Genomic DNA, 23,951 nt, shown 5'->3' with positions numbered 1-23,951 from the left:
CTTATTTTGAATCTGAACAAATCTGAAAAAAACCAACAAATCCAATCGCAGCAATGACTTGATGGCCAATCGCCAAAAACGGCTCAACTGTTATACAGATGCAACATGTCATTTTGCTGACACGCTTTCCAAACGCTGCGCTATACCCCTTTTACAGTTTCCTTCCGAACTTCTTCTTTTCGCTCTATCGAGGGTGCGCAGATGGACGTGAGCGTATTTGGCACAGGCTATGTTGGATTAATACAAGCCGCCGCACTTGCAGATGTCGGGCATCGGGTTTTATGTGTTGATATTGACCCGAACAAGATTAAACAACTGCAACAAGCAGTGCCGCCGATTAGCGAGCCAGGTTTGTCCAGCACCCTTGAGGAAAACATCAAGGCGGGTCGTCTGTTGTTCAGCACCCAGGCCAGTGATGCGGTCGAACACGCCGAGCTGATTTTCATCGCCGTCGGCACCCCAGCGGACGAAGACGGTTCCGCTGACCTCAGCCACGTGCTCAACGTCGCCCGGCAGATCGCCAGTTTCATGGAGGCTGATCGCACCCTGATCATCAAGTCTACGGTTCCAGTCGGCACGGCGGATCAAGTGCTGGCCACCGCCAGCAGCGAATTGCAGCGCCGCGACAAGGGCAACCTCACCGTGCGTGTGGTCTCCAACCCCGAATTCCTCAAAGAAGGCAGCGCCCTCGCCGACTGCATGCGTCCGGACCGGATCATCGTCGGCACTCACGATGACGCAGCCCGCGAGCAGATGAGCGAGCTGTACGCGCCGTTCTGCCGCAACCACGAAAAAATCATGTTCATGGACAACCGCAGCGCCGAACTGACCAAGTACGCCGCCAACGCGATGCTCGCCACCCGCATCAGTTTCATGAACGAACTGGCCAACCTCACCGAACTGCTGGGCGCCGACATCGAAGCCGTGCGCAAAGGCATCGGCTCTGATCCGCGCATCGGTTACCACTTCATCTATCCGGGCTGCGGCTTTGGCGGTTCGTGCTTCCCCAAGGACTTGCGCGCGTTGCTGCACACCGCCGAACACAACGGCATGCCGCTGAAACTGCTGCGCAGCGTCACCGACGTCAACGACCTGCAGCGGCACATTCTGTTCAGCAAACTGAAAGCACAATTCCCCCAAGGCCTGGCCGGCAAATCCATCGCCATCTGGGGTCTGGCGTTCAAGCCGAACACCGATGACATGCGCGAAGCGCCAAGCCGCTATCTGATGGACGCCCTGTGGGCCGAAGGTGCCAGCGTGCAGGCCTACGACCCGGAAGCCATGTCCGAATGCCGGCGCATCTACGGTTATCGCAACGATCTGCACCTGTGTGCGACCCGTGACGACACGCTGGAGGACGCCGACGCACTGGTGATCTGCACCGAGTGGAAAAATTTCCGCGTGGTCGATTTCGAACTGCTCTCGGAAAAGCTGCGCTCGAAGGTGATCATCGACGGCCGCAACCTCTACAACCCGGAACAAGTGGCCGCCGCCGGCCTGCACTACAGCGGCATCGGCCTGCGTCATATCGCGCCAGAAGGCGTGCGGCCATGAAGATTCTGGTCACCGGTGCCGCCGGTTTCATTGGTGCCCATTGCGTGTTGCGGCTGCTGCGCGACGGGCATTCAGTGATCGGCCTGGACAATTTCAACGCCTACTACGACCCACAACTCAAGCATGATCGCGTGCAGTGGGTGCGCGAGCAGGTTGGCGATATCCAGCTCGCCACGGTTGACCTGGCCGATGCCTCGGCCATCGACGCACTGTTTGTCCGCGAACGCCCGCAAGTGGTGATCCACCTCGCCGCGCAAGCCGGGGTGCGTTACTCGCTGGACAATCCACGGGCGTACCTGGACAGCAACCTCAACGGTTTCCTGAATATTCTCGAAAGCTGCCGGCATCACCCGGTCGAGCATCTGATCTACGCCTCGTCGAGTTCAGTGTATGGCGCGAACCAGCACACGCCCTACTCTGTGAAGGACGGCGTCAATCATCCGCTGTCGCTGTACGCCGCGACGAAAAAAGCCAATGAGCTGATGGCGCACAGTTACAGCCATCTGTTCGGCATTCCCTGCACGGGTCTGCGCTTTTTCACCGTGTACGGACCGTGGGGTCGTCCCGACATGTCGCCGATCCAGTTTGCCCGGGCGATCAGCGAAGGCACGCTGCTTAAGCTGTTCAACTACGGCGAGCATCAACGCGACTTCACCTACATCGACGACATCATCGAAAGCATCGCCCGCCTTATCGAGCAGCCACCGCAGGTCAATCCGCAGTGGGATCGCGAGCAACCCGACCCGGCCAGCAGCATGGCGCCGTGGCGGTTGTTCAACATCGGCGGGCAGCACCCGGTGGAACTGAAAACCTATCTGGCCCTGATGGAAAAACATCTTGGCCAGAAAGCCATGGTCGAGCTGCTGCCGCTACAACCGGGCGACGTGCTCAACACCTGCGCCGAGGCCAGTGACTTGGCCCAAGCCACCGGATTCCAGCCGCGCATCGAGCTGGACGAAGGGCTCGGACGCTTCGTCGCGTGGTTTCGCGACTACTACCCACTGCCTATCGCCCAAGCGCCGCGCGCGGCTGAAGTAATGCGGAGGATTCCATGACTGGACATGAGAAAGGTGTACCGATCCAACAACTGCAGCGTGACAAGCGCATGGATCCGGAACAGCGAATGCGCCTCGACGCGGCGATCCATCGCCAGGGTCGCGGCTGGTTCACGGGCCGTGACGGCGGTCGTCCATGGCAACTGTCGCGCACCAACCGCGTGGTCGCCTGCCTCGGCGCACTGACCATTTTGCTGCTGATTTCGCCGCTGTTGCTCGGTCTGGCGCTGGCGATCAAATACTCCAGCAAGGGCCCGGTGATGTTCGTGCAAAAACGCACCGGCTACCGTGGGCGCAAATTCGGCATGTACAAATTCCGCACCATGGTCGCCAACGCCGAAGAACTGAAAGAGTCGCTGCGTCACCTGAACAAACACGGTGCCGACGCCATCGATTTCAAGATCGACAAGGACCCACGCATCACCGGTATTGGTGGTTTTCTGCGGCGCACCAGCCTCGACGAACTGCCCAACCTGATCAATGTAGTGACTGGCGACATGCGCCTGGTCGGCCCGCGTCCGACCTCGTTCAACGCCTATCGCTACAAGGACAATCATCTCGCCCGTCTGGCGATCTACCCCGGCATGACCGGCCTGTGGCAGATCTCCGGACGCAGCAATATCGACTTCGACCAGCGCGTTGAGTTGGACCTCAGCTACATCGCCGAGCAGAGCCTCCTGCTTGATCTGAAGATTCTGTTGAAAACCCCTTTCAAAGTATTCAGCGGCCACGGAGCAAGCTAATGGACGGTTCAACCAACAAAAGCCTGAGCATCGCCAATCCCAGCGAATCGAACCTGACCTCGACCGTGCTGGATCTCGATCTGCGGATCCTGTTCCTGACCGCCGCCAACCCCGGCGCAGGCACCACCACCAGTGCACTGGCGCTGGCCAGCCAACTGGCGCAAATGAGCAGCGGCCAAGTGCTGCTGGTCGACGCCAGCCAGTCGGCCAGCAACCTCACGCAGCAGTTGAATTTAAGCAAGGAGCGCGGCCTGCGCGACTTGCTGTTCAGCCCGGACAACCCGCCGCTGTTGCAGGACTGTCTGGTGCAGGTGTCGAGCCTGCCCTTCCACGTCCTGCCTAACGGCCGGCCGATCCGCACCATGGAACACCTGACCGCCGAGCGCCTGAGCCCGTTGCTCGATCAACTGGGCAGCCAGTACCGCTTCGTGGTCATTGACGGCGATGCGGTGTACTCCGCCGCCGACACGCTGGTGATCAGCACTCAGGTCGATGGCGTGGTGTTTGTCGTCCGCGCCGAGGACACGCGCTGGGAAGTCGCCCAGGCCGCCGTGCAACGCCTGACTCAGGCTGGTGCGAAAGTGGTCGGCAGCGTGTTCAACCGGCGCAAGTACTACATGCCCAAATGGCTTTACAAAAACCTCTAAGCGAACGCGAAGGAAGACGCCATGAACGCCAAGATTCTTGTGCTGCTGATGCTGCCGCTTGCAGGCTGCTCAAGCACCTCCGAAACCCAGAACATGCCGGTGAATATCCTCACCGCCACCCCGGCCAACGCCCAGGCAACCGATATGCCGAAGATCGAACAGACCCTGCGCCCGCAGGATGTGCTCGACGTGATCTTCCACATCAGCACCAGCGGCTCGGACGCTTACCGCGTGCAGTCGGGTGACCAGATCGGCCTGAACTTTACCGCTGCCAGCCAGCTCAACGGCAATCAACTGGTGCTGCCCGACGGCACCATCGAACTGCCGGGCGCCAACACCTCGGTGAAAATCGCCGGGCTGACCAGTGATCAGGCCCGCGAAGAAATCCAGCGCGCCTATCAGCGCAAGCAACTGTTCCAGCCCAACCGCAATCAGTTGACCGTGCAGATCATCAGCCCGCTGACCAACGAGCAAAACCTGAAAAGCGCGCTGAATCACCCGGCCACCGGCATGAGCCGCGAGATCACCGTCGGCACCGACGGCTACGCGAGTTTCCCGGAGATCGGCGCCGTGCCGCTGCAAGGCATGACCGTCAATCAACTGGAAAGCTTCCTCAACAAGAAGTACGCGCAACTGCCGGGCCGCATGACCGTGGACGTGCTGCTCAAGTCCACTGCCGGCAACGAAATCTATGTGCTGGGCGAAGTCGGTCAACCGGGCTCCTACCCGATCCGCCGGCCAGTCTCGGTGCTTGAAGCGCTGACTCTGGCCCGTGGCACCAACGTCAAGGCACGCCTGGATTCGGTGGTGATCATGCGCCGCAACGGTAATCAGGTGAAGGCCGTGCGTTACGACGTCGAGAAGGCTCTGTCGGGCGAGGCGCCGCAAATCGCCTATCTGCAACCGGACGACATGCTTTACGTGCCGAAAACCAAACTGGCCAGCGCCGGCGAACTCGCCCGTCAACTGGCCGACGTGGTGTTGTTCCAGGGCGTCGGGTTCAGCTTCGGCTACCGCGTCGACAACAAAGACAGTGACAGCAACTAACTCTCAGGTGACCGACATGAACCCTAAGGAAAACTACCTGCACGAGTTCTTCAGGATCTTCTTCGCCAACAAGCAATTGGTGAAACGGGTCTTCCTGATCTTTGCAGTGATCGCCCTGCTCCTGCCGCTGCTGCTCAAACAGAGCTTCGATATCACCGCGCAGGTCATCGTGCAGTCGAAAAAACTCTCTCAGGGTGACGCCACCACGTCGCTCACCGTGGACAATGCCACGTTCATTCCGCCGTCACTGGCGGACATGGAAACCGAGAGCAATATCCTCCGCTCGCCGGCGCTGATCCGGCAGACCATCAGTGAGCTGCGCGACAAAGGTGAATACACACCTTCGCCGGGCATCTTCAGCAAACTGGTGGCCGAGCCGTTCAAGCGCTACGTCAGTTCGCCGCTGCGCCAGTACGTGATCAACCCGGCGCGCAACGTGCTTGGGCTGGAAACCGATCCGGTGCGTGACACCGCGCTCGATGCCCTGACCCAGCAAGCCATCGACAGCCTGAAAATCGAGACGCTGCCGGGCTCCAACGTGATCTCGATCGTCTACAGCTTCCCCGATCCGCATCAAGGCACGACGTTTGTCAGCGCCCTGCTGCAGAACTATCTGGTCAGCCGTCAGGCGCTGCAATCGATCGACCTGCCGCAATCTTTCTACGAAACCAAGAAGCACCTGTATCAAGTGCGTCTCGATGGCCTGGAAGGTAACCGTCAGGCCTTGCTGGAAAGCGTCGGCGCGTCGGATCCGAAGGAAGAAATCACCTTCCGCCTCAACGCGATCAACACCGAAGAGCAAGCGCTGAACCTGTATCAGGATCGCCTGCTGCAAAGCCAGCGCTGGCTCGAATACCTGAAAACCGCACTGGCCGCCGCGAGCACCAACAAGCTCAACGATTACACCTTCCCCTACACCTTCACCACCACCGTCGACAACGTGGCGTTCGAAGATCGGGAAATCAAACAGATGGGTGAGCAACTGACCACTCAGGTCAGCCGCTACATGAATGATCTGGCGGTGTTCCAGCCAGGCAGCGAGCCCATGCTGCTGACCCGCGAGCAAATTGCCCGCACCCGTCAGCAGTTCCTCAAAGTGGTGAGCAATCGCATCCAGGAACGCACCAACGATCTGACGGTGGTCAAGCAGGTCATCGATCAGAAAACCGCGCGCATCGCCGAGTTCAAGAACCGCATCCACGAGTTGCAGCAGACCCAAAGCAAGCTGCGCCAGATGGACACCGAGATCGATGCGCTGCACGCCGCGTTCTCGACCTACGCCCAGCGGTTCGCCGAAAGCAGCACCACCCGTTCGCTCAGCGACGACCTGTCCAACGCCCGGGTGCTCAGCCCGCCGTTCGAACCGACCGAAGCGGCGTTCCCGAAACCGGGCCTGATCATTCCGTTCGGCATGCTCACCGGGTTGCTGTTGGCGATTGCCTTTGTCTACGTGCGTGAGTTCTTCGATCACCGCTTCAAGCACCCAGCGCAAATCAGCCACGAGCTGGGCGTGCCGGTGCTGCTGGTGATCAACGATCAGAACGCCCTGCCAAGCAATCCGCACAAGAGCTGGAGCGTGCCAAGCCTGATGCACTGGGTGCGCAATTGAGCACCGCGTCCTCCCCGAACGCCGCGCTGCCGATCATGCATTTGCTCAGCAGCGGCGGCTTCTATGGGGCCGAGCGGATGTTGCTGGATCATTGTCTGGCGACGCCGGGACAGCATCAGGTGCTGTTCCTCGACGCGCCGCCAGAACTGATCGCGCGCTTTCGCGAGGCCGGGGTGGACTGCCGGGGTTGTGCCGGGCTTGGGGAATTGCTCCGGCACTTGCGTCAGCGGCGCGCTGAAAAGCCGTTGATCAACACGCACAATTTCAAAGGGCTGCTGTTTGGTTGGGTCGGCGCGACGTTGTTGCGCCTGCCGCTGGTGATCACCCAGCACGGCTTCACCCCGCGCAGTCGCAAGCAGAAGTTCTACACCTGGCTCAGCTTGCAGCTGTGCCGCACCGCGTCAGTGGATCGGGTGGTGTGCGTGGCGGAAAGCATTGCCGCGCTGCACCGTCAGGCCAGCGTGCGGGCGGAGAAACTGCAGGTGATTCCCAACGGTTTGCCGGCTGCTGCGGCCATGGTGCCGGACGCGGATCGGCAGCGCTGGCTGGCCGGTTACGTCGGGCGTTTGAGCAGTGAAAAAGGCCCGGATCTGTTTCTCGATGCGCTGATCCCGCTGTGTCATCAGCATCCGCAACTGGATGCGGTGATGCTCGGCGATGGCCCGGAGCGCGAGGTGTTGCAAGCGCGCATCGACGGCGCCGGTTTACAGCAACGCATTCGTTTACCGGGTTACCAGATCGCCATGCAACCGTGGTGGCAGCAACTCGATGCGCTGGTGATCAGCTCGCGCACCGAAGGCACGCCGATGATTTTGCTCGAAGCCATGCAGGCCGGGGTGCCGGTGGTGGCGTTCGGCGTCGGCGGGATTCCCGATGTGCTCGAACACCGGCACAACGGTTTACTCGCCACACCGGCCGTCAGCGCTGACCTCGCCCGCCAGCTCGACACCTTGTTGAGCGAGCCGAAACTGGCCCGGCAACTGCGCGACAACGCAAAACGCACGCAACAGGATCGCTACGACCTCAAGGCTTTGGCCGAACGCTGGTCGCAGCTGTACATCCGCACGGCACGGGAGGCACGCGCATGATTTTCCCGCTCTCGATCGTCAGTTTTCTCGGTCTGGCCTGTATCGCTTTGCTGGCCAGCCCTTATCCGTATCTGGCGCCGGGGGCGGTGCTGGGCCTGGTCGGTTTTGCGCTGTTGTACCGCAAGCCGACCTGGGGCCTGCTCGGGATTGCCGCGCTGGTGCCATTTGAAGGCTTCTTCAAGGACACGTCGTTTTCCGGCAGCAAACTCATCGGTGCCTCGCTGGCAGTAATCCTGATGCTGCAACTGGCGCTGCACCAGATTCCATCCGAACGTTTGCGCAGCAATATCTGGCGCTATCTCGTCTGGTTCATGGTTTTGTATTTCCTCAGCCTGCTCAACACCGATGACCTGGGCATGTCGCTGGGGCATCTGCGTGAACTCAGCGTTGGCTTGATTCTGTTTGTCATCACCCTGTTGATTGGCCGCGATCTGAACCTCGATCTGTTCGCCCGCCTCGTCACCCTCGCCGTCAGCACCACCTGTGCGATGGCGATGTTTTCGGCGAAATTCCAGGATCAGGGTCGCGCGGCGGGTTTGCTTGAAGACCCCAACGCGTTTGCCATGCTGATCGCGTTTGCCGTGCCGATGGGGCTGTTGTTGGTGATCCGCAGCCCGAACCTGCTGCACCGTTTGTTCTGGGGTGGTTGCTGCCTGCTGCTGTTGGGCGGCATGACCAAAACCGAATCGCGTTCGGGGCTGGTGGTGCTGGCCTTGAGTCTGCTGATCGGTTGCTGGCATTACCGCTCGCAACTGACGCGGATTCGGCCACGGCATCTGGGTTTCGCCATGCTCGGCGCGGCCATCGTGATTCCGTTGGCGATCTACGCGATGCCGGCCGGTTACATGGCGCGCATCCAGTCTCTGAGCATTCTCAGCGCCGGTTCCAAGGCGCAGGACGAATCCCTCGGTCGCCGCGCCTCGTACATCGTGGTCGGTAGCCAGATGATCCGCGAGAACCCGCTCCTCGGCTCCGGCCCCGGCACGTTCCCGCTGCATTACGCGACCACCGGTTACGCCAAGGCATTCTCGGCCAACCGCAAGATCGGCGACCTGTATCGCCGCGCGCACAACACCTATCTGGAAATCTTCAGCGAACTCGGGGTTCCTGCCGGTCTGTTGTTCGTCGGCATGCTCGGCCTCGGTCTGTACAACCTGATTCGCGCACGCGCTGCATGGTTGCTGCGCCGCGATGCGTATCAGGCAGATCTGATGACACACCTGGGCGTGAGCTTCCTGTCGCTGACGCTGTTCCTGATGTTCCTCAGTGCGCCGAACCAGAAATACGTGTGGATCATGCTGGCGTTGACCTGGGTCCTGCGCCTGAAAGCCGAACAGGCACCACTGACCACGGAGGCCCGCGCATGAGCCGGATCAGCATCGTCATCCCGATGTTCAACGAGGCCCGGCACATTGGCCGGACCTTGCTCGCCGCGCAAAAAGCCGCGCACGCGGCCAACGTCGAATGCGAGCTGATCGTGGTCGACAACGGTTCGACCGATCAGGGCCCGCACATTGCCCGCCAGTTCGGCGCGCAAGTGTTGGTGTTGCCAGGATTGCTGATCGGCGCCCTGCGCAATCGCGGTACGGCGATTGCCACGGGCGAATGGCTGGCGTTCATCGATGCCGACATTGAGATGCCGGAAGACTGGTTGAGCCAATTGTTCGACATCGAGGGCACCGGCCAGGCCGATGTCTTCGGCCTCGATCTGCACACCCCCGCCGAAGCGCCGTGGTACGCCACCGCGTGGCAGCGCCGCACTTTGCGCCCGTCCACCCACACCAGCCATCTGGTCGACTGGCTGCCCAGCTCCAATCTGCTGATGTTGCGGCGCTGGTTCGACAAGATCGGTGGTTTCAACGAAACCCTGCGCACCGGCGAAGACAAGGAATTCACCCTGCGCCTACGCGAACACGGGGCTCGGCTACTGTCGGTCAATGAGAGCGTCGCGCTGCACTGGGGCTACGAAATGAACTGGCGCGAGTGGATGGGCAAGGAGCTCTGGCGTCAGGGCAGTCACTTGCAACTGCTGCGCAGCCACGGCTTCAGCCTGCGTTTGCTGCGTTTCCCGATGTTCTCTCTATTGGTCTGGCTGCTGGACTTTCTGGCGATCTCCGCGCTGCTCGATGGTTTCCCGCATCACGCGGCCGTCATGGTGCTGCTGACACTGGTTCCGGGGCTGGCGCTCAGTGTGCGGCAAAGCGCCAAGCACCGTAACGTCTGCCTGACCGTGCAACTGTGGGGTCTGCATCACGTACGCCTGCATCTGGCCGGCGCTGCATTCATTTTGAGTCTGTGTCATTGGAACGCCAGGAGGCCTGCCCGTGGCTGAATTCATTTTCTGGACATGCTTGTTGCTACCGGTCTACGCCTACGTCGGCTACCCGCTGCTGCTGACGCTGGTCGCGCCGCTGTTCCCGGCCTGGCGTCACACCCCGGCGCCGCCGCTGAACGTCAGCATCGTGATTGCCGCGCACAATGAGGCGCGGCACATCGAGCACAAGTTGCGCACGTTGCTGGCGCAGGATTATCAGCCGGCCACTCTGCAGATCATCCTCGCCAGCGACGGTTCGACCGACGACACCGTGGCCTGCGCGCGCAGGGTTGTCGATCCGCGCATTACCGTCCTCGACCTGCCACGCCAGGGCAAAGCCGCCACCCTGAATGCCGGCGTGGCCCTGAGCACTGGGGACATTCTGGTGTTCACCGATGCCGACAACCAATGGTCCCGCGAAACCCTCGGTTATCTGCTGGCGCCGCTGAATGATCCGCAGGTCGGCGGCTGCGCCGGGCACATGGTGATCCCGGTCACCGGCGGTGGTTTGAGCGTTGGCGACAGCCTCTATCGGCATTACGAAGGCTGGCTGCGCCGGGTCGAGAACCGCACCGGCTGCATGGTCTCCGCCGACGGCGCCCTGCTCGCCCTGCGCCGCGAGTTGTTCCAGAACGTGCCGGCGGAGGTCAACGACGACTTCTTTATCAGCACCTGCGCGCCGGTCGCGCACAAACGCATTGTCTATGTGCCCGAAGCGCAAGTGATCGACCACGGCGTGGATGAGGCGGACAAGCAATTCCGCCGTCGTCAACGCGTTACCGTCGGTGGCCTGCAAAGCCTCGCCCAGCGCCGCGAGCTGCTCAATCCGCTGAAATATGGCCTGTACTCGATTGCGCTGATCAGCCACAAACTGATCCGCCGCCTCGCGCCGATCTTGTTGTTGCCGCTGCTGCTGAGCAATTTCTGGCTGTGGGAAGAGCACGGTTTCTATCGCCTCGCCCTGATCGCGCAACTGTTCGGCTACGCCATTGCGATTGCCGGGCTGCTGGATTCGCAACACCGCTTGCCCAAGCCCTTCCGCCTCGCCGCGTTTCTGCTGGTCACCCTCGCCGGGATGAGTCTCGGTCTGTGGCAGTTCCTGCGTGGTCAGCGGTATGCCCAGTGGAATCCTGAACAGAACCGTTAAGAGGACCGAAGCCATGGCGATCAAACAACTGATTAAGCGCACCAGCGGCTGGCTCTATCTCAACTCGTCCATGGGCCGAAACCAGCTGCACGGCGCCGGGGTGATTCTGATGCTGCATCGGGTGCTGTCGAATGACCGCGCCGCCAACCTGCCGCACCGCAACGAACTGTGCGTCGGGCCGAAAGCCTTCGAACACTTGCTGGTGTGGTTGCGCAAGCATTTCGATTGCGTGCCGTTGATGGAAATTCTTCAGCCCAACTCGCTGCGCACCGAACGCCCACGGGTGGCGCTGACCTTCGACGACGGCTGGCGCGACAACGCGGTCAACGCCTTCCCGCTGCTGCAAAAACATCAGGTGCCGGCGAGCATTTTCCTCTCCACCGATTTCATCGGCAGCCGTCAGCGTTTCTGGTGGGAAAGCCTCGGTGAAACCCTGTGGGGCAGCCACGGCGAAAAGGCGCGGATGCATTTGATCGAATGCCTGCACGCCCTGCATCACCCCTTGCCAGTGTTGCTCGATGACATTGACGTCGACCGCCGTAGCCTGGCGCTGCTGCACTACCTGCAAGGTTTGAAAACGATTGACCCGCAGGAGCTTGAACGCCTGACCGACGAATGCCCGCCAGAGTCGCAACCGCAAGCGCTGGACTGGCATCAGGTGCGCGCGCTGGAAGCTTCCGGACTGGTGCGTTTCGGCCCGCACGGCGCCAGTCACGCGATCCTCACGGGCCTTGACGATGTGCGCCTGAACGAAGAAATCACCCGCAGTCGCGACGCCTTGCACAACGGCTGCAACCGCCCGCTGCCGGTGTATTGCTACCCCAATGGCGACAACGACGAACGCGTGCGCCAACAGATTGCCAATCACGACTATCCATTTGCGCTGGGCACCGGCACCGGGATTTACCGTGGTGAAGGCGACCCGCTGAACCTGCCGCGCTTTGGTGTCAGCCAACGCACCGCGCGCAATCCAGAACTGCTGTCGTGGCGGATCTTTCGCGGGGCGCGGCCATGAGCCGAGGCAACTACCTCAAGCATTTGGCGCTGAGCATGGGCACCAAATTGGCGATGATCGCCTTGCGCTTGCTGCGCAACGTGCTGCTGGCGCGGATTCTCGGGCCCAGTGAGCGCGGCTTGTTTGCCTTGCTCAGCACCCTGCCGGACTTGATCAGCGCGGCCACCAGTGGCGGCTTGAATTCGGCGGTGGGTTATCAGGCTGCCAAGCAGCGGCCCATGGGTGTGTTGCTCAGTCAGGTCTTGGTGTTCGGTTGTTTGCTCGCGGCGTTGCTGACCTTGCTGGTGGTGGCACTGGTGCGTGAGTTCGGCAGCGAACTCGATGTAACGATGCAGCTCGGCTTGCTCGCCTGGCTGTTGCTGCTGGCGGTGCCGCTGACCGTGTTGAAAAGCGGCTTGCTGACTTTGCACAACGCCTCGGGTGGCGTGGTCGCGTTCAATGCCTTGCGCCTGGTCGAATCGCTGGCGCCGCTGCTGCTGTTTGTCGCGTTGTTCTGGATGTGGAAAAGCGCTGCCCTCGAAGCGGCGCTGATCAGTTGGCTGGCCGGGATCAGTCTGGTGGTGCTGGCCGGTTGGGTCTGGCTCAAACGCTCGCAGCCATTGCAGTTGCAATGGGATCGCGCCAGCCAGAATGAACTGCTGCGCTACAGCGCGCGCAGTCATCCGGATCTGCTCTTCCAGCAGGTGATTTTGCGCTCGGATTATCTGTTCATTGGCGCCCTGCTCGGCAGCACCGCCCTCGGTCATTACGCGATGGCCAGCGCTGCCGCCGAACTGCTGCTGATCGTCCCGGAAGCGGTGACCACACCGCTGATGAAACGCCTGCTGCAGCAAGACGAAGGCATGGACAAAGTCACGCCACTGGCCCTGCGCCTGACCGCCACGGTGATGCTCGGCGCCTGCCTGACCATGGCGGTGATTGGCGAATGGCTGATCGTCACGCTGTTCGGCGCGGTTTACCAACCCGCGTATCCGGCGTTGCTCGCCTTGTTGCCGGGGCTATTGGGCCTCTGCTACGCAAGCATTCTGCGTCTGGACCTGCTCGGCAAGAATCGCCCCGGCACGGTGTCGTTTCTGATGGGATTGGGTGCATTGCTGAATCTGGCGTTGAACCTGGTGATGATTCCGGCCTACGGGATCGTCGGCGCGGCGGCGGCTTCGTCGATTGCCTATCTGGCGGTGACCTTGGCAATGCTGGTGCTCTATTGCCGATTGAGCGGCGTGCCGTTCTGGCAAGTGCTGATCATCCTGCCCCGCGACGTCACGCCGATGTGGCTGATGCTGCAACGCCGGAAAACTGCATGAAAGCCCTGGCCCTGCTGCTCGGTCTCGGCCTGTCGCTGGACGCCTTTGCCGCGTCGATGCGTTGGGGCGAGATTCGCGACGGCAGTCTGTTCCTGCAAGCAGAGCGCCCGGACACGCTGACCGTGCGCTGGACGCCCGCCTGGCAGGCGGATGCCAATGAAGAGCATGTGTATCTGCTCGATGGCCAGGGCAAACTGGCCGGCGATCGATTCATCAAAGCCAGTGAAACTCGCGGCAGTCAGAGCTGGCCGTTGCTGCCCGGTGCGGCCAGTTATCGGCTGGAAATTCCCGGCTACAGCTTCCGCAATTATCGAATCGAACATGACGAGCGCACGGTGGCGTTGTTCGCCCCGGCGAAAGTGCATTTCAGCGCTGACACCCATAACGGCGACGAACTGTACTTCAAAGTCGCACCGGGTGAGCACGCGGTGCTGGCCGGCAAGTTTCATGGCGGCGTCAGCGGCCTGCAGGCGCAGCGGGTCGGCGATGATCAGCCACTGACATTGGCGCTGAAACCCTATCGTGCTTATTGGCAGTTCGATCAAGTGGCGCTGCCCGTCAGCGAGCGCGAACAGATCTGGCGCCTGCGTTTGCAAGGCAGTGGCAAAGCGGCGTTCTGGCTCGATGGCACGGCCAATCTGTTTGCACAGAACCCACAGCAACTGAAAGCGTTGCGCGAAGACGCCGGGCAAACCCGCTTGACCCTGCATGACAAAGTCCTCGGGCGCACGCCGGATCTGGGCATCGCCCTGCCCTACGTGATGCCACCGCCAGCCAGCCATGCCGCACTCGATGCGCTGAAACCGACCGCTGCGAGTTACTACAGCTTTGTCGATGTGATGGCGAAGAATCCGCATTTCGAAGACGCATTCCGCCAGGTTTACCAGGAGCGCTTCGGCATCAGGCAGGACATCACCCTGCTGGCCGGCAGTCAGCGTCAGGCCGATCTGCGCGCCGATGTGCAAAGCAACAGCGGCCTCGATGCCTGGCTGGCCAGCACCCGTAAGCTGGGTGGCAAAGGCACGCACTACATCGGTTTTGCCGACGAGCCGAACCTCAACTATTCCAGCTACGCGCAGTATCAGGCGATTTTCGCCAGCATGGCCCGCCAGGTGCGCAGCGATCCAGCGAATGCCAAGGCTGGCGTGCGCATTGCCATGCCGGCCAGTTCGCGGCTGGTCAACGGACCTTTCGCCGACAACGCAGCGGGCAAGCGCGGGATCGATTGGGCGCGGCGTTTGCTCAGTGAATCAGGCGATCAGGTCGATGCGCTGGCGTGGCACGAATGGATGATCCGCGACCTGCTCGCCACCCGCGTCTACCGCGACAGCGTGCGCCGTGCCGCCGACCTCGTTGGCCTCGACAGCCAAGGCCAGCCGCGCAAAGCCTTGCTGCTCGATCAGACCAACATGTCCAGCGGCTCCAGCCTCAGCCCCTACGATCAGGAAACCCACTACGCTTCGCTATGGTGGGCATCGGTGGTGATCAACGCCTCGCAGGATGGCTTGCTGAGCATGCTCAACTGGTTTCAGGCCGCTGATGAGCCGCAGTACCCGAAGGGCATGTTGCGGGTTTCGCCGGATGAACAACGTTTCGAGCTGAAACCGGTCGGCCTGGCTCAGCAATTCATCGCCCGGCATTGGCTGCATCAAGTGCTGTGGCTGGAGAACGATGCGTTCGAAGTCGATGTGCTGGCAATGGCCGGCGACGATCAACGTGGCTTGTTGGGAGTGAACAAAGGCACGCGTTTACAACGTGTCGACTTGAGCGGCGCCAAGTGCCCGCTGAACAACGGCGCCTTGCGCTACTTTGGCGCGGACAACCGCAGTCGCGATGCGCCATTTACCTGCCAGGACGGTCGTGTGCGTTTCGAGCTGCCGGGGCAAACCCTGTTCACTCTCAGCTGGAACGCGTCATGAACCGTCCGTTGATGTTCCGCCGCGCAGGCCTGTGGCCGCGCGATGCATCGTCATCAGGAGCCAAGACCATGAGCATTGTGCAAAAACTCAGTCAACACATTAAGCAGAAAGGCCTGCGGGCCACCTTTGCCAAAGCGTGGAAGCACTACGTTTTTTCCCACCAGGAGCTGCTGTGGATGGAACGCGACCTGGTCAGCCCGGTGCCGCCGCACAACCTCAAACCCTACCCGCCGCTGCGGGTGGTGAAGATCACGCCGGACAACGCCAGTGCCTTCGCCCGCTACTTCGGCGACCGCGTCGGCACCATGGCCGAACTGGCCAACGAAGGTCACACCGGGCACATGCACCTGGACGATCATGGCGATGCCGTGGCGTTTATCTGGGGCAGTTCGCGGGACTACTTCGACCGCCATTACTACGGTTGCCTGTTCCCGGTGAAACCCGGTGAGTTCTTCGAGTTCGGCGGCGAGCTGACGCGTTCTTATTGGGGCACCGAGCTGTCGGTCGACCTGCAACTGGAACTGTGGAAGGCCATGGCGGCGCAGGGTTGCGACACCGTCGTCGACGTCTGCGAATTCCACAACATCCCGGCGCTCAAGCTGCACCTGCGCATGGGCTATACCGAGCAAAACCGCATCATGAATGTGTACACCCTGTTCGGTCGCTGGCGCTTCTACCGCGAAACCCGCTACAGCGGCTCGCGTCTGGATGCGCTGCGCAAACCGTCCCGTCCACCCGTAACAGCAACGGCGGCCTGAGCCTATGGCAACGCGATTCCAATGGCGCACTTCCCTGTGCGCTGCCGATTTCCCCGAAGCAGCGTATGAAGCGCTGCGCCTGCGGGTGACGGATCACACGCCGTTCAACAACCTCGGTTGGTTGTGTGCGGCCGAGCAGGCCCTTGGCGAGGATGAGCGTCTGCACATTCTGCTGGGCTGGGAGGCGGAGGAATTGCGTCTGTGTCTGCCGCTGGTGGCGAGTCGCGAGCGCTTTGCCGGTGTGCCGTTTCAGGTGTTGCATCACTTGGGTTATCCGCTGGCGGATCGCTTGGCGCTGTTGTCTGTGCTCGGCAGTGAGGACATGCGCCAGGCGTTGAGCCTGATCCGTCAACGCGTGCCCCACGCACTGCTGCAACTGAATGAATTGTCCGAACCCGTCGGCGAAGAAAGTGCGCTGACCGAATGGATGGTGCGCAGCTCCACCGGTGAACGCCGCTTGAGTTGTCGGACGCCGGTGCATCTGATCAGCGAGGCCGATCACCAGGAAGTCTCCGGCGACCCGCGCTACAAGTTGCGCCGGTCACGCAAACGCATCGCCGCGTGCGGTGCCGAGGTGCGCCGGATCACTCCCGATGCACTGAGCATGGGGCCGTTGTTGCAGGTCATCAGCGAAGTCGAAGCGTTGAGCTGGAAAGGTGACGAAGGCGTGGGGATTTTCGCCAGCGACCGCAGCCGGCAATTGATCGAACGCGCCTTCATCGCCCTCGCCGGCCAAGGTCTGGTGCGCGTGGTCACGCTGGAGCTGAACGGCCGTTGCATCAGCTATCGGCTTGGCCTGCTCGAACAAGGTCGACTCTACGATTACAACCTCGCGTTCCTGCCGCAATACGCTGATCTGGGCAGCGGCCGGGTGTTGCTGGAGGAATGGATTCGCTGGGGGCTGGACGATAACTGGCGCTGGATCGACGCCTCGCGGGTCAGCCTGGAAAATTCCAGCCATCAACTGCACGAACGCATGACCGGGCAACTGGAGCACTGGCGCTGGAGTTTCTATTCGTGGCGCCCGAGCGGCCTGATCCTCGGTCTGGGCTTGCGCCTGTGGTATCGACTCAAACCCCATGTCCAGGCCTGGCGGGCACGACGTGCCGAACCAGCGAAACCCACACTGAAACCTGTCGCGATCACCACGGAGGGCGAACATGCCTCGCCAAGTCATAGTCAACGCTGACGATTTCGGCCTCAGCGCAAATGAAAATGCGGTGATCTTCGGTGCTTTTCAGGCCGGGGTCATCAGCTCTGCCACGGCGATGGCCAACATGCCGGCGTTCGAAGCGGCGTGCGCCATGGCGCGGCATCCGACGCTGCAAGGCCGGGTCGGTTTGCACTTCAACCTGACCTACGGGCGCCCGTTGAGCCAGGCGATTCTGGCCCGCCGCACGTTCTGCGACGACCACGGCGTATTCGACCTCAGCCTGCCGCGCCACAGCGTATGGCTTGGGCGCGAGGATCGCGAGGCGGTGCAGGATGAATTGCAGGCGCAGTGGCAGCGTTGCGTCGATCACGGCATGCGCCCCAGTCACATCGATTCGCACCAGCACGTGCACAACATCTGGCCGATTGGCGAGATCGTCGCGCGGTTCGCGGCGCAACAAGGTGTACCGATCCGGCTGGCACGCAATCTGGGGCAAAACCTCAATCTGCCCAAGCGCGTGTTCAAGGGTTTGCTCAACTGGCGTCTGCAGAGTCTGGCCGGTGTCACCGCCGACTATGTGTGCACGCCGATCGACTTGCGTAACGACATCGCGCCGACCGACGGCGTGCTGGAAATCGTCGCCCATCCCACCCAACTCGGCGCCGATTTCGGGGATGCCTATCTCAATGCCGATGAATCCCTGAGCCGCGTGCTAGAGCGGCGGCTGAGCGGTATTCCACGGGTTTCCTACACCGACTTGAACAAGGATTTTCTACGCGGTGCCACGGCACTCGATTGACTTACATACCTTGCAATACTTTCCAAGATGGCACTTTGGAATGAGTTTGCTCAGGTGATCTATACCCACAAAAGCACCATCCACAACACCCGGGCTTCGGCCACGGAGGGCATCATGAGCGTCATCGAAAAACTACAAGATCGCATCCGGCAAAAAGGCCTCGGCCGCACTTTCGGCACGCTGTGGAAACGCTACGTGTTCTTCCATTGGGAACTGTTGTGGATGGAGCGTGACCTGGTCAGCCCGGTACCGCCGCACAAGCTGCGTCCTTACGATGGCCTGCGCAAAGTCGACATCACCGCGGAGAATGCCGTCGCCTTCAGCAAGCATTTTGGCGACCGCGTCGAGACCATGGCGGAGCTTGCCGCCGAGGGTCACACCGGGCACATGTACGTTGATGCTGACGGGCATGCGGTGGGGTTTATCTGGGGCAGCATTCGCGACTATCACGACCGTCACTATTACGGCTGCACCTTCCCGGTGAAGCCGGGTGAGTTTTTCGAGTTCGGCGGTGAAATGATTCGCGCGTATTTTGGCAGCAGCCTGTCGGTGGATGTGCAAATAGCGCTATGGGAAGCCATGGCGGCGCAGGGTTGCACCAAGGTGGTGGACGTGTGCGAGACGCACAATATTCCGGCGCTGAAGCTGCATCTGCGCATGGGCTATCACGAACAGGGGCGTGTGATGCACGTGTATTGCCTGTTTGGCCGCTGGAAGTTTTTCCGCGAAACGCGCTATGAAGGTTCGCGCCTGGAACCGCTGCGCAAACCGGGACGGCCGGTGGTGAGTGCGGCGGCGCAGGCTTGAGTCAGTTCTAAATATTGTGGCGGTCATGAGGCCGCCTTCGCGAGCAGGCTCGCTCCTACATTTGAAATGCATTCCCCTGTAGGAGTGAGCCTGCTCGCGATGAGGCCGGTAGCCGCACCGATCAATCAGGTCTTGATGGCGACCAGGGTAAAACACATCGGCAACTGTGCTTCCTGATTCAAATAGCGGTCATACACCTCTTCCCGATTCGAATGCGCATACTCCTTGAAGTGCGCAATATTCAGCCCCGCCGCCATGGCAGCGCTGAAGATGGCGCCCAGGTTATGCACGAACCAATACGACTTCGCCGCCTGCTGTTCAACCTTGCCGACATAGACAATCGGTTGCTCCTGCACAAACGGCTCGGCGCGAAAGTACGAGCTGGCGAGGCGATACGGATCTTCCGCATCCGGGTCGACCATTTCCAGAAACGGATGGGTTTCGTAGATCACCAGTTTGCCCCCCGGCTTCAGGGTCGAAGCGACATGGCGGAAGAACTCGCCGATGTCCGGCATCCAGTTGAGAACGCCGATGGTGATCAGCGCCACATCAAAACGGTTGTGCAAAGACGTCGGCAAATGATGGATATCGGTCTCGATGAATTCAGCTTTGTGCGGTGAGCGGCTGTTCAGCTCGCGCGCCTGCTCAAGAAACGCCGCCGACTGATCGACACCGACCACACTCTTCGCACCGAGGGCAAACAGCGACAGACTCTCGCGGCCGTTGTTACAGCCCAGTTGAATCACATCCTTGCCGTCGACCTCCAGCAACCCGCTCAACGTCTCATCAAGACAAGAGAAATCCGCCTGCGCGACCTCGTTGAGCAAAGCCTGCCAGTCAGGCGAATCCTGGTGATGACGAGCGGAATCGTTCCACGCCTGTCGATTGCTCTCGACGGCGGTTTTGTTATCGGGCACTTCCATGGCGCACTCCGGACGATGCTCGTGATTGAGCGAAACCGAGTCTAGATCACCCTGCCAATCCCGGTTGTTGCAAACTTGTAAGCCAATCCCTGCAGGAGCTGCCGAAGGCTCGGGCCGCGTTCGGACGATCCTTTGATCTTGTTTTTAAGGATCAAGATCAAAAGATCGCAGCCTGCGGCAGCTCCTACATATCAGGGTATTCCGGCCTACAAATGTCGGCGAATTATCAAAACAGATAAAGGACACGGCTGACTATTCAACTCTGCTCACGTGGATACCCTCACAAAGCGCAGACATCCGACGCGCACAAAAAATGGCTAAGGAGGTTTAACCATGAGCCAGACTTTGACGAGTTTCGACGTGATAGCTCTGTTGGACAGTGACGAAGCCATCATCGAATACCTGTCCCAGGTTCTTGCAGACGGGGATAACGAGGAGTTTCTTCGCGCAATCGGCTACGTGCTCAAGGCCTGCGCTCAGCCAGGGCATGCGATCAATCACCCGGTTGTTTGAACATTGGGCAGCTATAGTTAATAGCCTTGGGGAAAAACGCACTCGCAGGTGCCGCCATGCAAATGTTCGATCGGCTGTTGTTGATGGGTTGTCTGCTCGCTGCCACTCAGGCGCAAGCGCTGGACAGCAATTTTGTTTACTACGGGCCAAACCAGCCCTTCGCCCACCCTGCCCCGTATTCGTTGAGCGCCACGCCGCCCAAGTCTTACGACGATACCGCGCCGCAGGATTTTGTGGTCATTCCGGATGACCATGTGTTCTACGATTCGCAACTGCCCACGGTGGCGGATGCGACGGTGCGGGTGTTTATCCGCACGTATGACGCCGAGCGCGGGATTTATGTGAATGACGAGGTGCTGGATCCGGGTTGTTTGCTGGAGTGTTTGAGCCGGCAGCAGCATTGATCCGGGTTGGACCCATAATCTGCATACACTGAATCACCCTGTGGGAGCGGGCTTGCCCGCGATGGCGTCCCGTCAGCCTGTAAATTTGGCGACTGACACTCCGTCATCGCGGGCAAGCCCGCTCCCACAGGGATTTGTGTTGGATCAACCATCTCAATTTTCACCACTGCCGTTTATCCGGCCGGGCCAGGCCGAGTTTTTCGATGCGGTAGCGCAGCATGTCGCGGCTCAGGCCCAGCAAGCGTGCGGATTTGGTGACGTTCCAGTCGGTCTTGTCGAGCATCTTGCGCACCATGTCGCGTTCGACTTCCGGCAGGTTCATCGACTCCATATTGCTCGCCGGACGCGGTTCGTAGTGCGGCGCCGGTTCGTGATGCTGATGCTGATGCTGCGGCGGCAACTCGTCGCACAGGCTCATGCACACGTTGAGTTGATGCGCAGCAATCGTATCGCTCGGCGCCAGCAGCACGGTTTGTTCAAGCATGTTGCGCAGTTCGCGCACGTTGCCCGGCCAGGTGTAACTGAGCAGCAACTCCTCGGCCTGATCGCTGAAATGCAGATTCGGTTTGCCGTAACGCTTGCCATGGCTGGCGAGGAAATGCCGCGCCAGCAGCAGAATATCTTCGCCCCGCGCATACAGACGCGGAACTTTGATCGAAATGATCCGCAGACGGAAAAACAGGTCACGGCGGAATTTGCCCTGTTGCACCATCTGTTCAAGGTTGCAGTTGGTCGCGCTGATCACCCGCAGGTTCACTTTGCGTTCCTTCACCGAACCGACCCGACGAATCGTCCGGTCTTCCAGCAGCTTCAGCAGCTTGGCCTGCAACAGCAAGTCCATTTCCCCAACCTCATCGAGAAACAGCGTGCCGCCATCCGCCGCTTCCACCAGCCCGACGCGGCGGTCCTTGGCGTCAGTGAACGCGCCTTTCTCATGGCCGAACAGTTCCGACTCGACCAGATTCGACGGGATCGACGCACAGTTGAATTCAATGAACGGGCCTTTGCTGCGCGGGCCGTCGAAGTGTAGTGCGCGGGCCACCAACTCTTTGCCAGTGCCGGTCTCGCCTTCCACCAACACCGGCGGCAAATCGGTGTTGGCCATGCGCCGTTCGGCGTCGAGCAATTGGCCGATGGTGTTCTTCAGATACTGCATCGGCGCCGAGTCGCCAATCAGTGCCTGCACCCCGGATTTTTGCGCCTCGCGTTCCTGATAGAACGACAACGTGCGCTCCATCCGTTCAGTGGCCAACGCCTTGTCCAGCAGCAACTTGAGTTCCGGCAACGCCACCGGTTTGGTGACGTAATGAAAGGCGCCCTCCTTCATCGCCACCACCGCGTCTTCGACGTTGCCGTAACCGGTCATCATGATCACTTTCAGATCCGGCGCGCTGACGCGCAGCTTCTGGATCAGGTCGTGACCGCTCATGCCCGGTAGCGAGTTGTCGGTCAGCACGATGTCGGGCATGAAGGTTTCCAGTTGCCCCAGCGCGTCCTCCGCCGAATGGCAGACCGTCACCTCGAAGTCCTTGCGCTCCAGGTAGGTCTGAATATTTTCGGCCAGCAGTTCGTCATCCTCGACCAGCAGAATGCTGTGTTCCATATTCCCCTCCCGATGCCACTTTGAAGTTGAGACTGACGCGGGTTCCTTCCTGCTCGCGGCTAGTCAAGACGACCGAGCCCTGAAAACGCTCCATGATTCGTTTGACCAACGCCAGGCCAACCCCGAGGCCGCCCTGTTTGGTGGTGAAAAACGGCTTGAACACCAACAGTTGCTGCTGCGCGCTAATGCCCTTGCCGGTGTCGCTCAGGGTCATGCGCACGCTGTCGGGGTGCGGCGATTCAAATTCAACGGTGAGCACGCCGCCCTTGGGCATGGCTTCGAGGGCGTTGGCAAACAGGCTATTGAGTATTTGCGTGAGCAACACCTTTTGACTGACGACTGGCGCGCAGTTTTGCGGACTGAATCGCACTTCGACGCCGCTGCGTTTGATTAATGCATCAAATGCGCCAAAGGTGTCTTCCACCGCCAACATCAAATCGACGGCCTCACCGTCGTCATTCATCGGCCGCAGCGACACCAGTAACTCGCGCACCCAACGCGACATGCGGTCGACCTGACTGATGATGTCGCCAATATTGCGTTGCGCGCCGGGGCTGGCAATTTCCTGGGCCAGTTCGGCGCTGGAGCGAATGGTCGCCAGCGGATTGCGCAGGCTGTGTGCGACCGCTGAGGACATCTCGCCGAGGGCGACGAAGGTTTCGTTGCTGATCAGTTGCTGTTGCTGGCTCTGCAGCAATTTCGCCGCGCGGCGGACGATCCAGAACAACGCGAGAAAGATCGCCGCGCCGCCAAAAAACGTCGCCGCCCAGATCGACGCGAATCCACGGTCGATGCGGTCGACCAGATCCGACGGTTCCTTGTAGATCTCGACCATGGCGATGACTTTGCTTTTGTCGGCATTGAACATCGGGATGTAGTTCTCGATGAACAGGTATTTCGGCTCGCGCAGCAGGCGCTGTTCGGGGCGTTCGTCGTCGATTTTGTGGTAGCTGGAGGACACCGGCACCTTCATCTCGAACGACTCGTCGAGTTCGTCATCATCATCGATGTGCACACCGATCAGTTCGGCGTTGGTCGACCAGATCACCGTGCGATCCAATGCGTACACGGTGGCCAGCAAAATGTCCGGCAAGTGTTCGACGTGGTCGAGAAACTCGGTGCGCGCCGACGCCTGTAGCGCCGGATCAACATCGGGGTATTGGTTGTCCTGACGAGGGTCGAGCATCTCGCCCATCGTCCGGTTCGTATTGATTTTGGCGTGACGCATCTCGGCCGCGCCAATGGCCTGAACGAATTGCGCGGTCAGCAGCGCATCGCGCTCCACGCTTTCGGTGACAACGAAGCGCGTGGAGATGTAACCGAGGCCGAGCGCCACCGCCGCGATGATGAAAAAACTGGCGAGCGAGAACCAGCGCAGCAGATTGAACTGCTCGCGCCAACCCTTGCCTGCGACCGAGGCGTTCGGTGCAGTGGTTTTTTGTCCTTCCAGTCGCTGCATGGGAGTGCCCTGGAGTTTTGTATCGAGCCAGTTACAGCCATCAGTGTAGGTGGCTCTGGCCGTGACACACGGTTCAATGATGCTATTTCG

The 23,951-nt window shown here is 60.6% G+C and carries 22 protein-coding genes; 19 read left to right on the top strand and 3 right to left on the bottom strand.

Features of this window, described 5'->3' with window-relative positions; all coding sequences use genetic code 11:
- Positions 1-201: 201 nt before the first annotated feature.
- The 17 genes from AC3Y64_RS10790 (at position 202) to AC3Y64_RS10710 (ending at position 18,959) form a co-directional block, all read left to right on the top strand.
- Positions 202-1,554 (top strand): UDP-glucose dehydrogenase family protein, encoded by a 1,353-nt coding sequence (locus AC3Y64_RS10790; protein WP_158960793.1) that lies wholly within the window; start codon positions 202-204, stop codon positions 1,552-1,554.
- Positions 1,551-2,609 carry an NAD-dependent epimerase gene (locus AC3Y64_RS10785; RefSeq protein WP_489987415.1) on the top strand — a complete coding sequence of 353 codons (1,059 nt, stop codon included), beginning with the start codon at positions 1,551-1,553 and terminating at the stop codon, positions 2,607-2,609. Before AC3Y64_RS10790 ends, AC3Y64_RS10785 begins: the two co-directional genes overlap by 4 nt.
- Positions 2,606-3,352 (top strand): sugar transferase, encoded by a 747-nt coding sequence (locus AC3Y64_RS10780; protein ID WP_489987414.1) that lies wholly within the window; start codon positions 2,606-2,608, stop codon positions 3,350-3,352. The genes AC3Y64_RS10785 and AC3Y64_RS10780 overlap by 4 nt, the downstream gene beginning before the upstream one ends.
- Positions 3,352-3,999, top strand: coding sequence for a CpsD/CapB family tyrosine-protein kinase (locus AC3Y64_RS10775; protein ID WP_489987413.1), 648 nt, complete (start codon positions 3,352-3,354; stop codon positions 3,997-3,999). The genes AC3Y64_RS10780 and AC3Y64_RS10775 overlap by 1 nt, the downstream gene beginning before the upstream one ends.
- A gap of 21 nt (positions 4,000-4,020) precedes the next feature.
- A complete protein-coding gene (locus AC3Y64_RS10770) occupies positions 4,021-5,046 on the top strand; it encodes a polysaccharide biosynthesis/export family protein (protein ID WP_489987412.1) in 1,026 nt (341 codons plus the stop codon).
- 16 nt (positions 5,047-5,062) lie between these two features.
- Positions 5,063-6,655, top strand: coding sequence for a GumC family protein (locus AC3Y64_RS10765; RefSeq protein WP_489987411.1), 1,593 nt, complete (start codon positions 5,063-5,065; stop codon positions 6,653-6,655).
- Positions 6,652-7,743 carry a glycosyltransferase family 4 protein gene (locus AC3Y64_RS10760; RefSeq protein WP_489987410.1) on the top strand — a complete coding sequence of 364 codons (1,092 nt, stop codon included), beginning with the start codon at positions 6,652-6,654 and terminating at the stop codon, positions 7,741-7,743. The genes AC3Y64_RS10765 and AC3Y64_RS10760 overlap by 4 nt, the downstream gene beginning before the upstream one ends.
- Positions 7,740-9,110, top strand: a complete 1,371-nt coding sequence (locus AC3Y64_RS10755; protein WP_489987409.1) for an O-antigen ligase family protein — start codon at positions 7,740-7,742, stop codon at positions 9,108-9,110. Before AC3Y64_RS10760 ends, AC3Y64_RS10755 begins: the two co-directional genes overlap by 4 nt.
- On the top strand, positions 9,107-10,075 hold the full coding sequence (locus tag AC3Y64_RS10750) for a glycosyltransferase (RefSeq protein ID WP_489987408.1): 969 nt from the start codon (positions 9,107-9,109) through the stop codon (positions 10,073-10,075). Before AC3Y64_RS10755 ends, AC3Y64_RS10750 begins: the two co-directional genes overlap by 4 nt.
- Positions 10,068-11,204, top strand: coding sequence for a glycosyltransferase family 2 protein (locus AC3Y64_RS10745; RefSeq protein WP_489987407.1), 1,137 nt, complete (start codon positions 10,068-10,070; stop codon positions 11,202-11,204). Before AC3Y64_RS10750 ends, AC3Y64_RS10745 begins: the two co-directional genes overlap by 8 nt.
- Positions 11,205-11,217: 13 nt before the next feature.
- A complete protein-coding gene (locus tag AC3Y64_RS10740) occupies positions 11,218-12,219 on the top strand; it encodes a polysaccharide deacetylase family protein (protein ID WP_489987406.1) in 1,002 nt (333 codons plus the stop codon).
- Positions 12,216-13,523 (top strand): oligosaccharide flippase family protein, encoded by a 1,308-nt coding sequence (locus tag AC3Y64_RS10735; protein WP_489987405.1) that lies wholly within the window; start codon positions 12,216-12,218, stop codon positions 13,521-13,523. The genes AC3Y64_RS10740 and AC3Y64_RS10735 overlap by 4 nt, the downstream gene beginning before the upstream one ends.
- Complete coding sequence (locus AC3Y64_RS10730; protein WP_489987404.1) at positions 13,520-15,442, top strand: hypothetical protein; 1,923 nt, start codon at positions 13,520-13,522, stop codon at positions 15,440-15,442. The genes AC3Y64_RS10735 and AC3Y64_RS10730 overlap by 4 nt, the downstream gene beginning before the upstream one ends.
- Before the next feature lie 68 nt (positions 15,443-15,510).
- Entirely contained in the window at positions 15,511-16,200 is a 690-nt protein-coding gene (locus tag AC3Y64_RS10725; RefSeq protein WP_489987946.1) for an N-acetyltransferase, read from the top strand.
- Positions 16,201-16,204: 4 nt separating this feature from the next.
- Entirely contained in the window at positions 16,205-17,389 is a 1,185-nt protein-coding gene (locus AC3Y64_RS10720) for a GNAT family N-acetyltransferase (protein WP_489987403.1), read from the top strand.
- A complete protein-coding gene (locus tag AC3Y64_RS10715; protein ID WP_489987402.1) occupies positions 17,361-18,152 on the top strand; it encodes a ChbG/HpnK family deacetylase in 792 nt (263 codons plus the stop codon). Before AC3Y64_RS10720 ends, AC3Y64_RS10715 begins: the two co-directional genes overlap by 29 nt.
- 114 nt (positions 18,153-18,266) lie before the next feature.
- Positions 18,267-18,959, top strand: coding sequence for a GNAT family N-acetyltransferase (locus tag AC3Y64_RS10710; protein ID WP_489987401.1), 693 nt, complete (start codon positions 18,267-18,269; stop codon positions 18,957-18,959).
- Positions 18,960-19,084: 125 nt separating this feature from the next.
- On the opposite strand, the gene AC3Y64_RS10705 is transcribed toward AC3Y64_RS10710, so the two are convergent.
- Positions 19,085-19,882, bottom strand: coding sequence for a class I SAM-dependent methyltransferase (locus tag AC3Y64_RS10705; protein ID WP_489987400.1), 798 nt, complete (start codon positions 19,880-19,882; stop codon positions 19,085-19,087).
- A gap of 333 nt (positions 19,883-20,215) precedes the next feature.
- Here AC3Y64_RS10705 and AC3Y64_RS10700 point away from each other — a divergent pair, with 333 nt between their 5' ends.
- Together AC3Y64_RS10700 and AC3Y64_RS10695 are read left to right on the top strand one after the other, a co-directional pair.
- The gene (locus AC3Y64_RS10700) at positions 20,216-20,395 is read left to right on the top strand and encodes a helix-turn-helix domain-containing transcriptional regulator (RefSeq protein WP_489987399.1); all 180 of its coding nucleotides are present in this window, start codon (positions 20,216-20,218) and stop codon (positions 20,393-20,395) included.
- 56 nt (positions 20,396-20,451) lie between these two features.
- Positions 20,452-20,799: a hypothetical protein gene (locus tag AC3Y64_RS10695; protein WP_489987398.1), complete on the top strand. Its 348-nt coding sequence runs from the start codon at positions 20,452-20,454 to the stop codon at positions 20,797-20,799.
- Between the two features lie 160 nt (positions 20,800-20,959).
- Here AC3Y64_RS10695 and AC3Y64_RS10690 read toward each other — a convergent pair whose 3' ends face one another.
- Together AC3Y64_RS10690 and AC3Y64_RS10685 are read right to left on the bottom strand one after the other, a co-directional pair.
- Positions 20,960-22,402 carry a sigma-54-dependent transcriptional regulator gene (locus AC3Y64_RS10690; protein WP_158959230.1) on the bottom strand — a complete coding sequence of 481 codons (1,443 nt, stop codon included), beginning with the start codon at positions 22,400-22,402 and terminating at the stop codon, positions 20,960-20,962.
- On the bottom strand, positions 22,371-23,861 hold the full coding sequence (locus tag AC3Y64_RS10685; RefSeq protein WP_489987397.1) for a sensor histidine kinase: 1,491 nt from the start codon (positions 23,859-23,861) through the stop codon (positions 22,371-22,373). Before AC3Y64_RS10685 ends, AC3Y64_RS10690 begins: the two co-directional genes overlap by 32 nt.
- Between the last annotated feature and the right edge of the window lie 90 nt (positions 23,862-23,951).

Source organism: Pseudomonas sp. 4CAES_32.4, assembly GCF_058136335.1.
The sequence above is the reverse complement of the archived record's forward strand: the minus strand, read 5'-3'. Positions and strand labels throughout refer to the sequence as shown.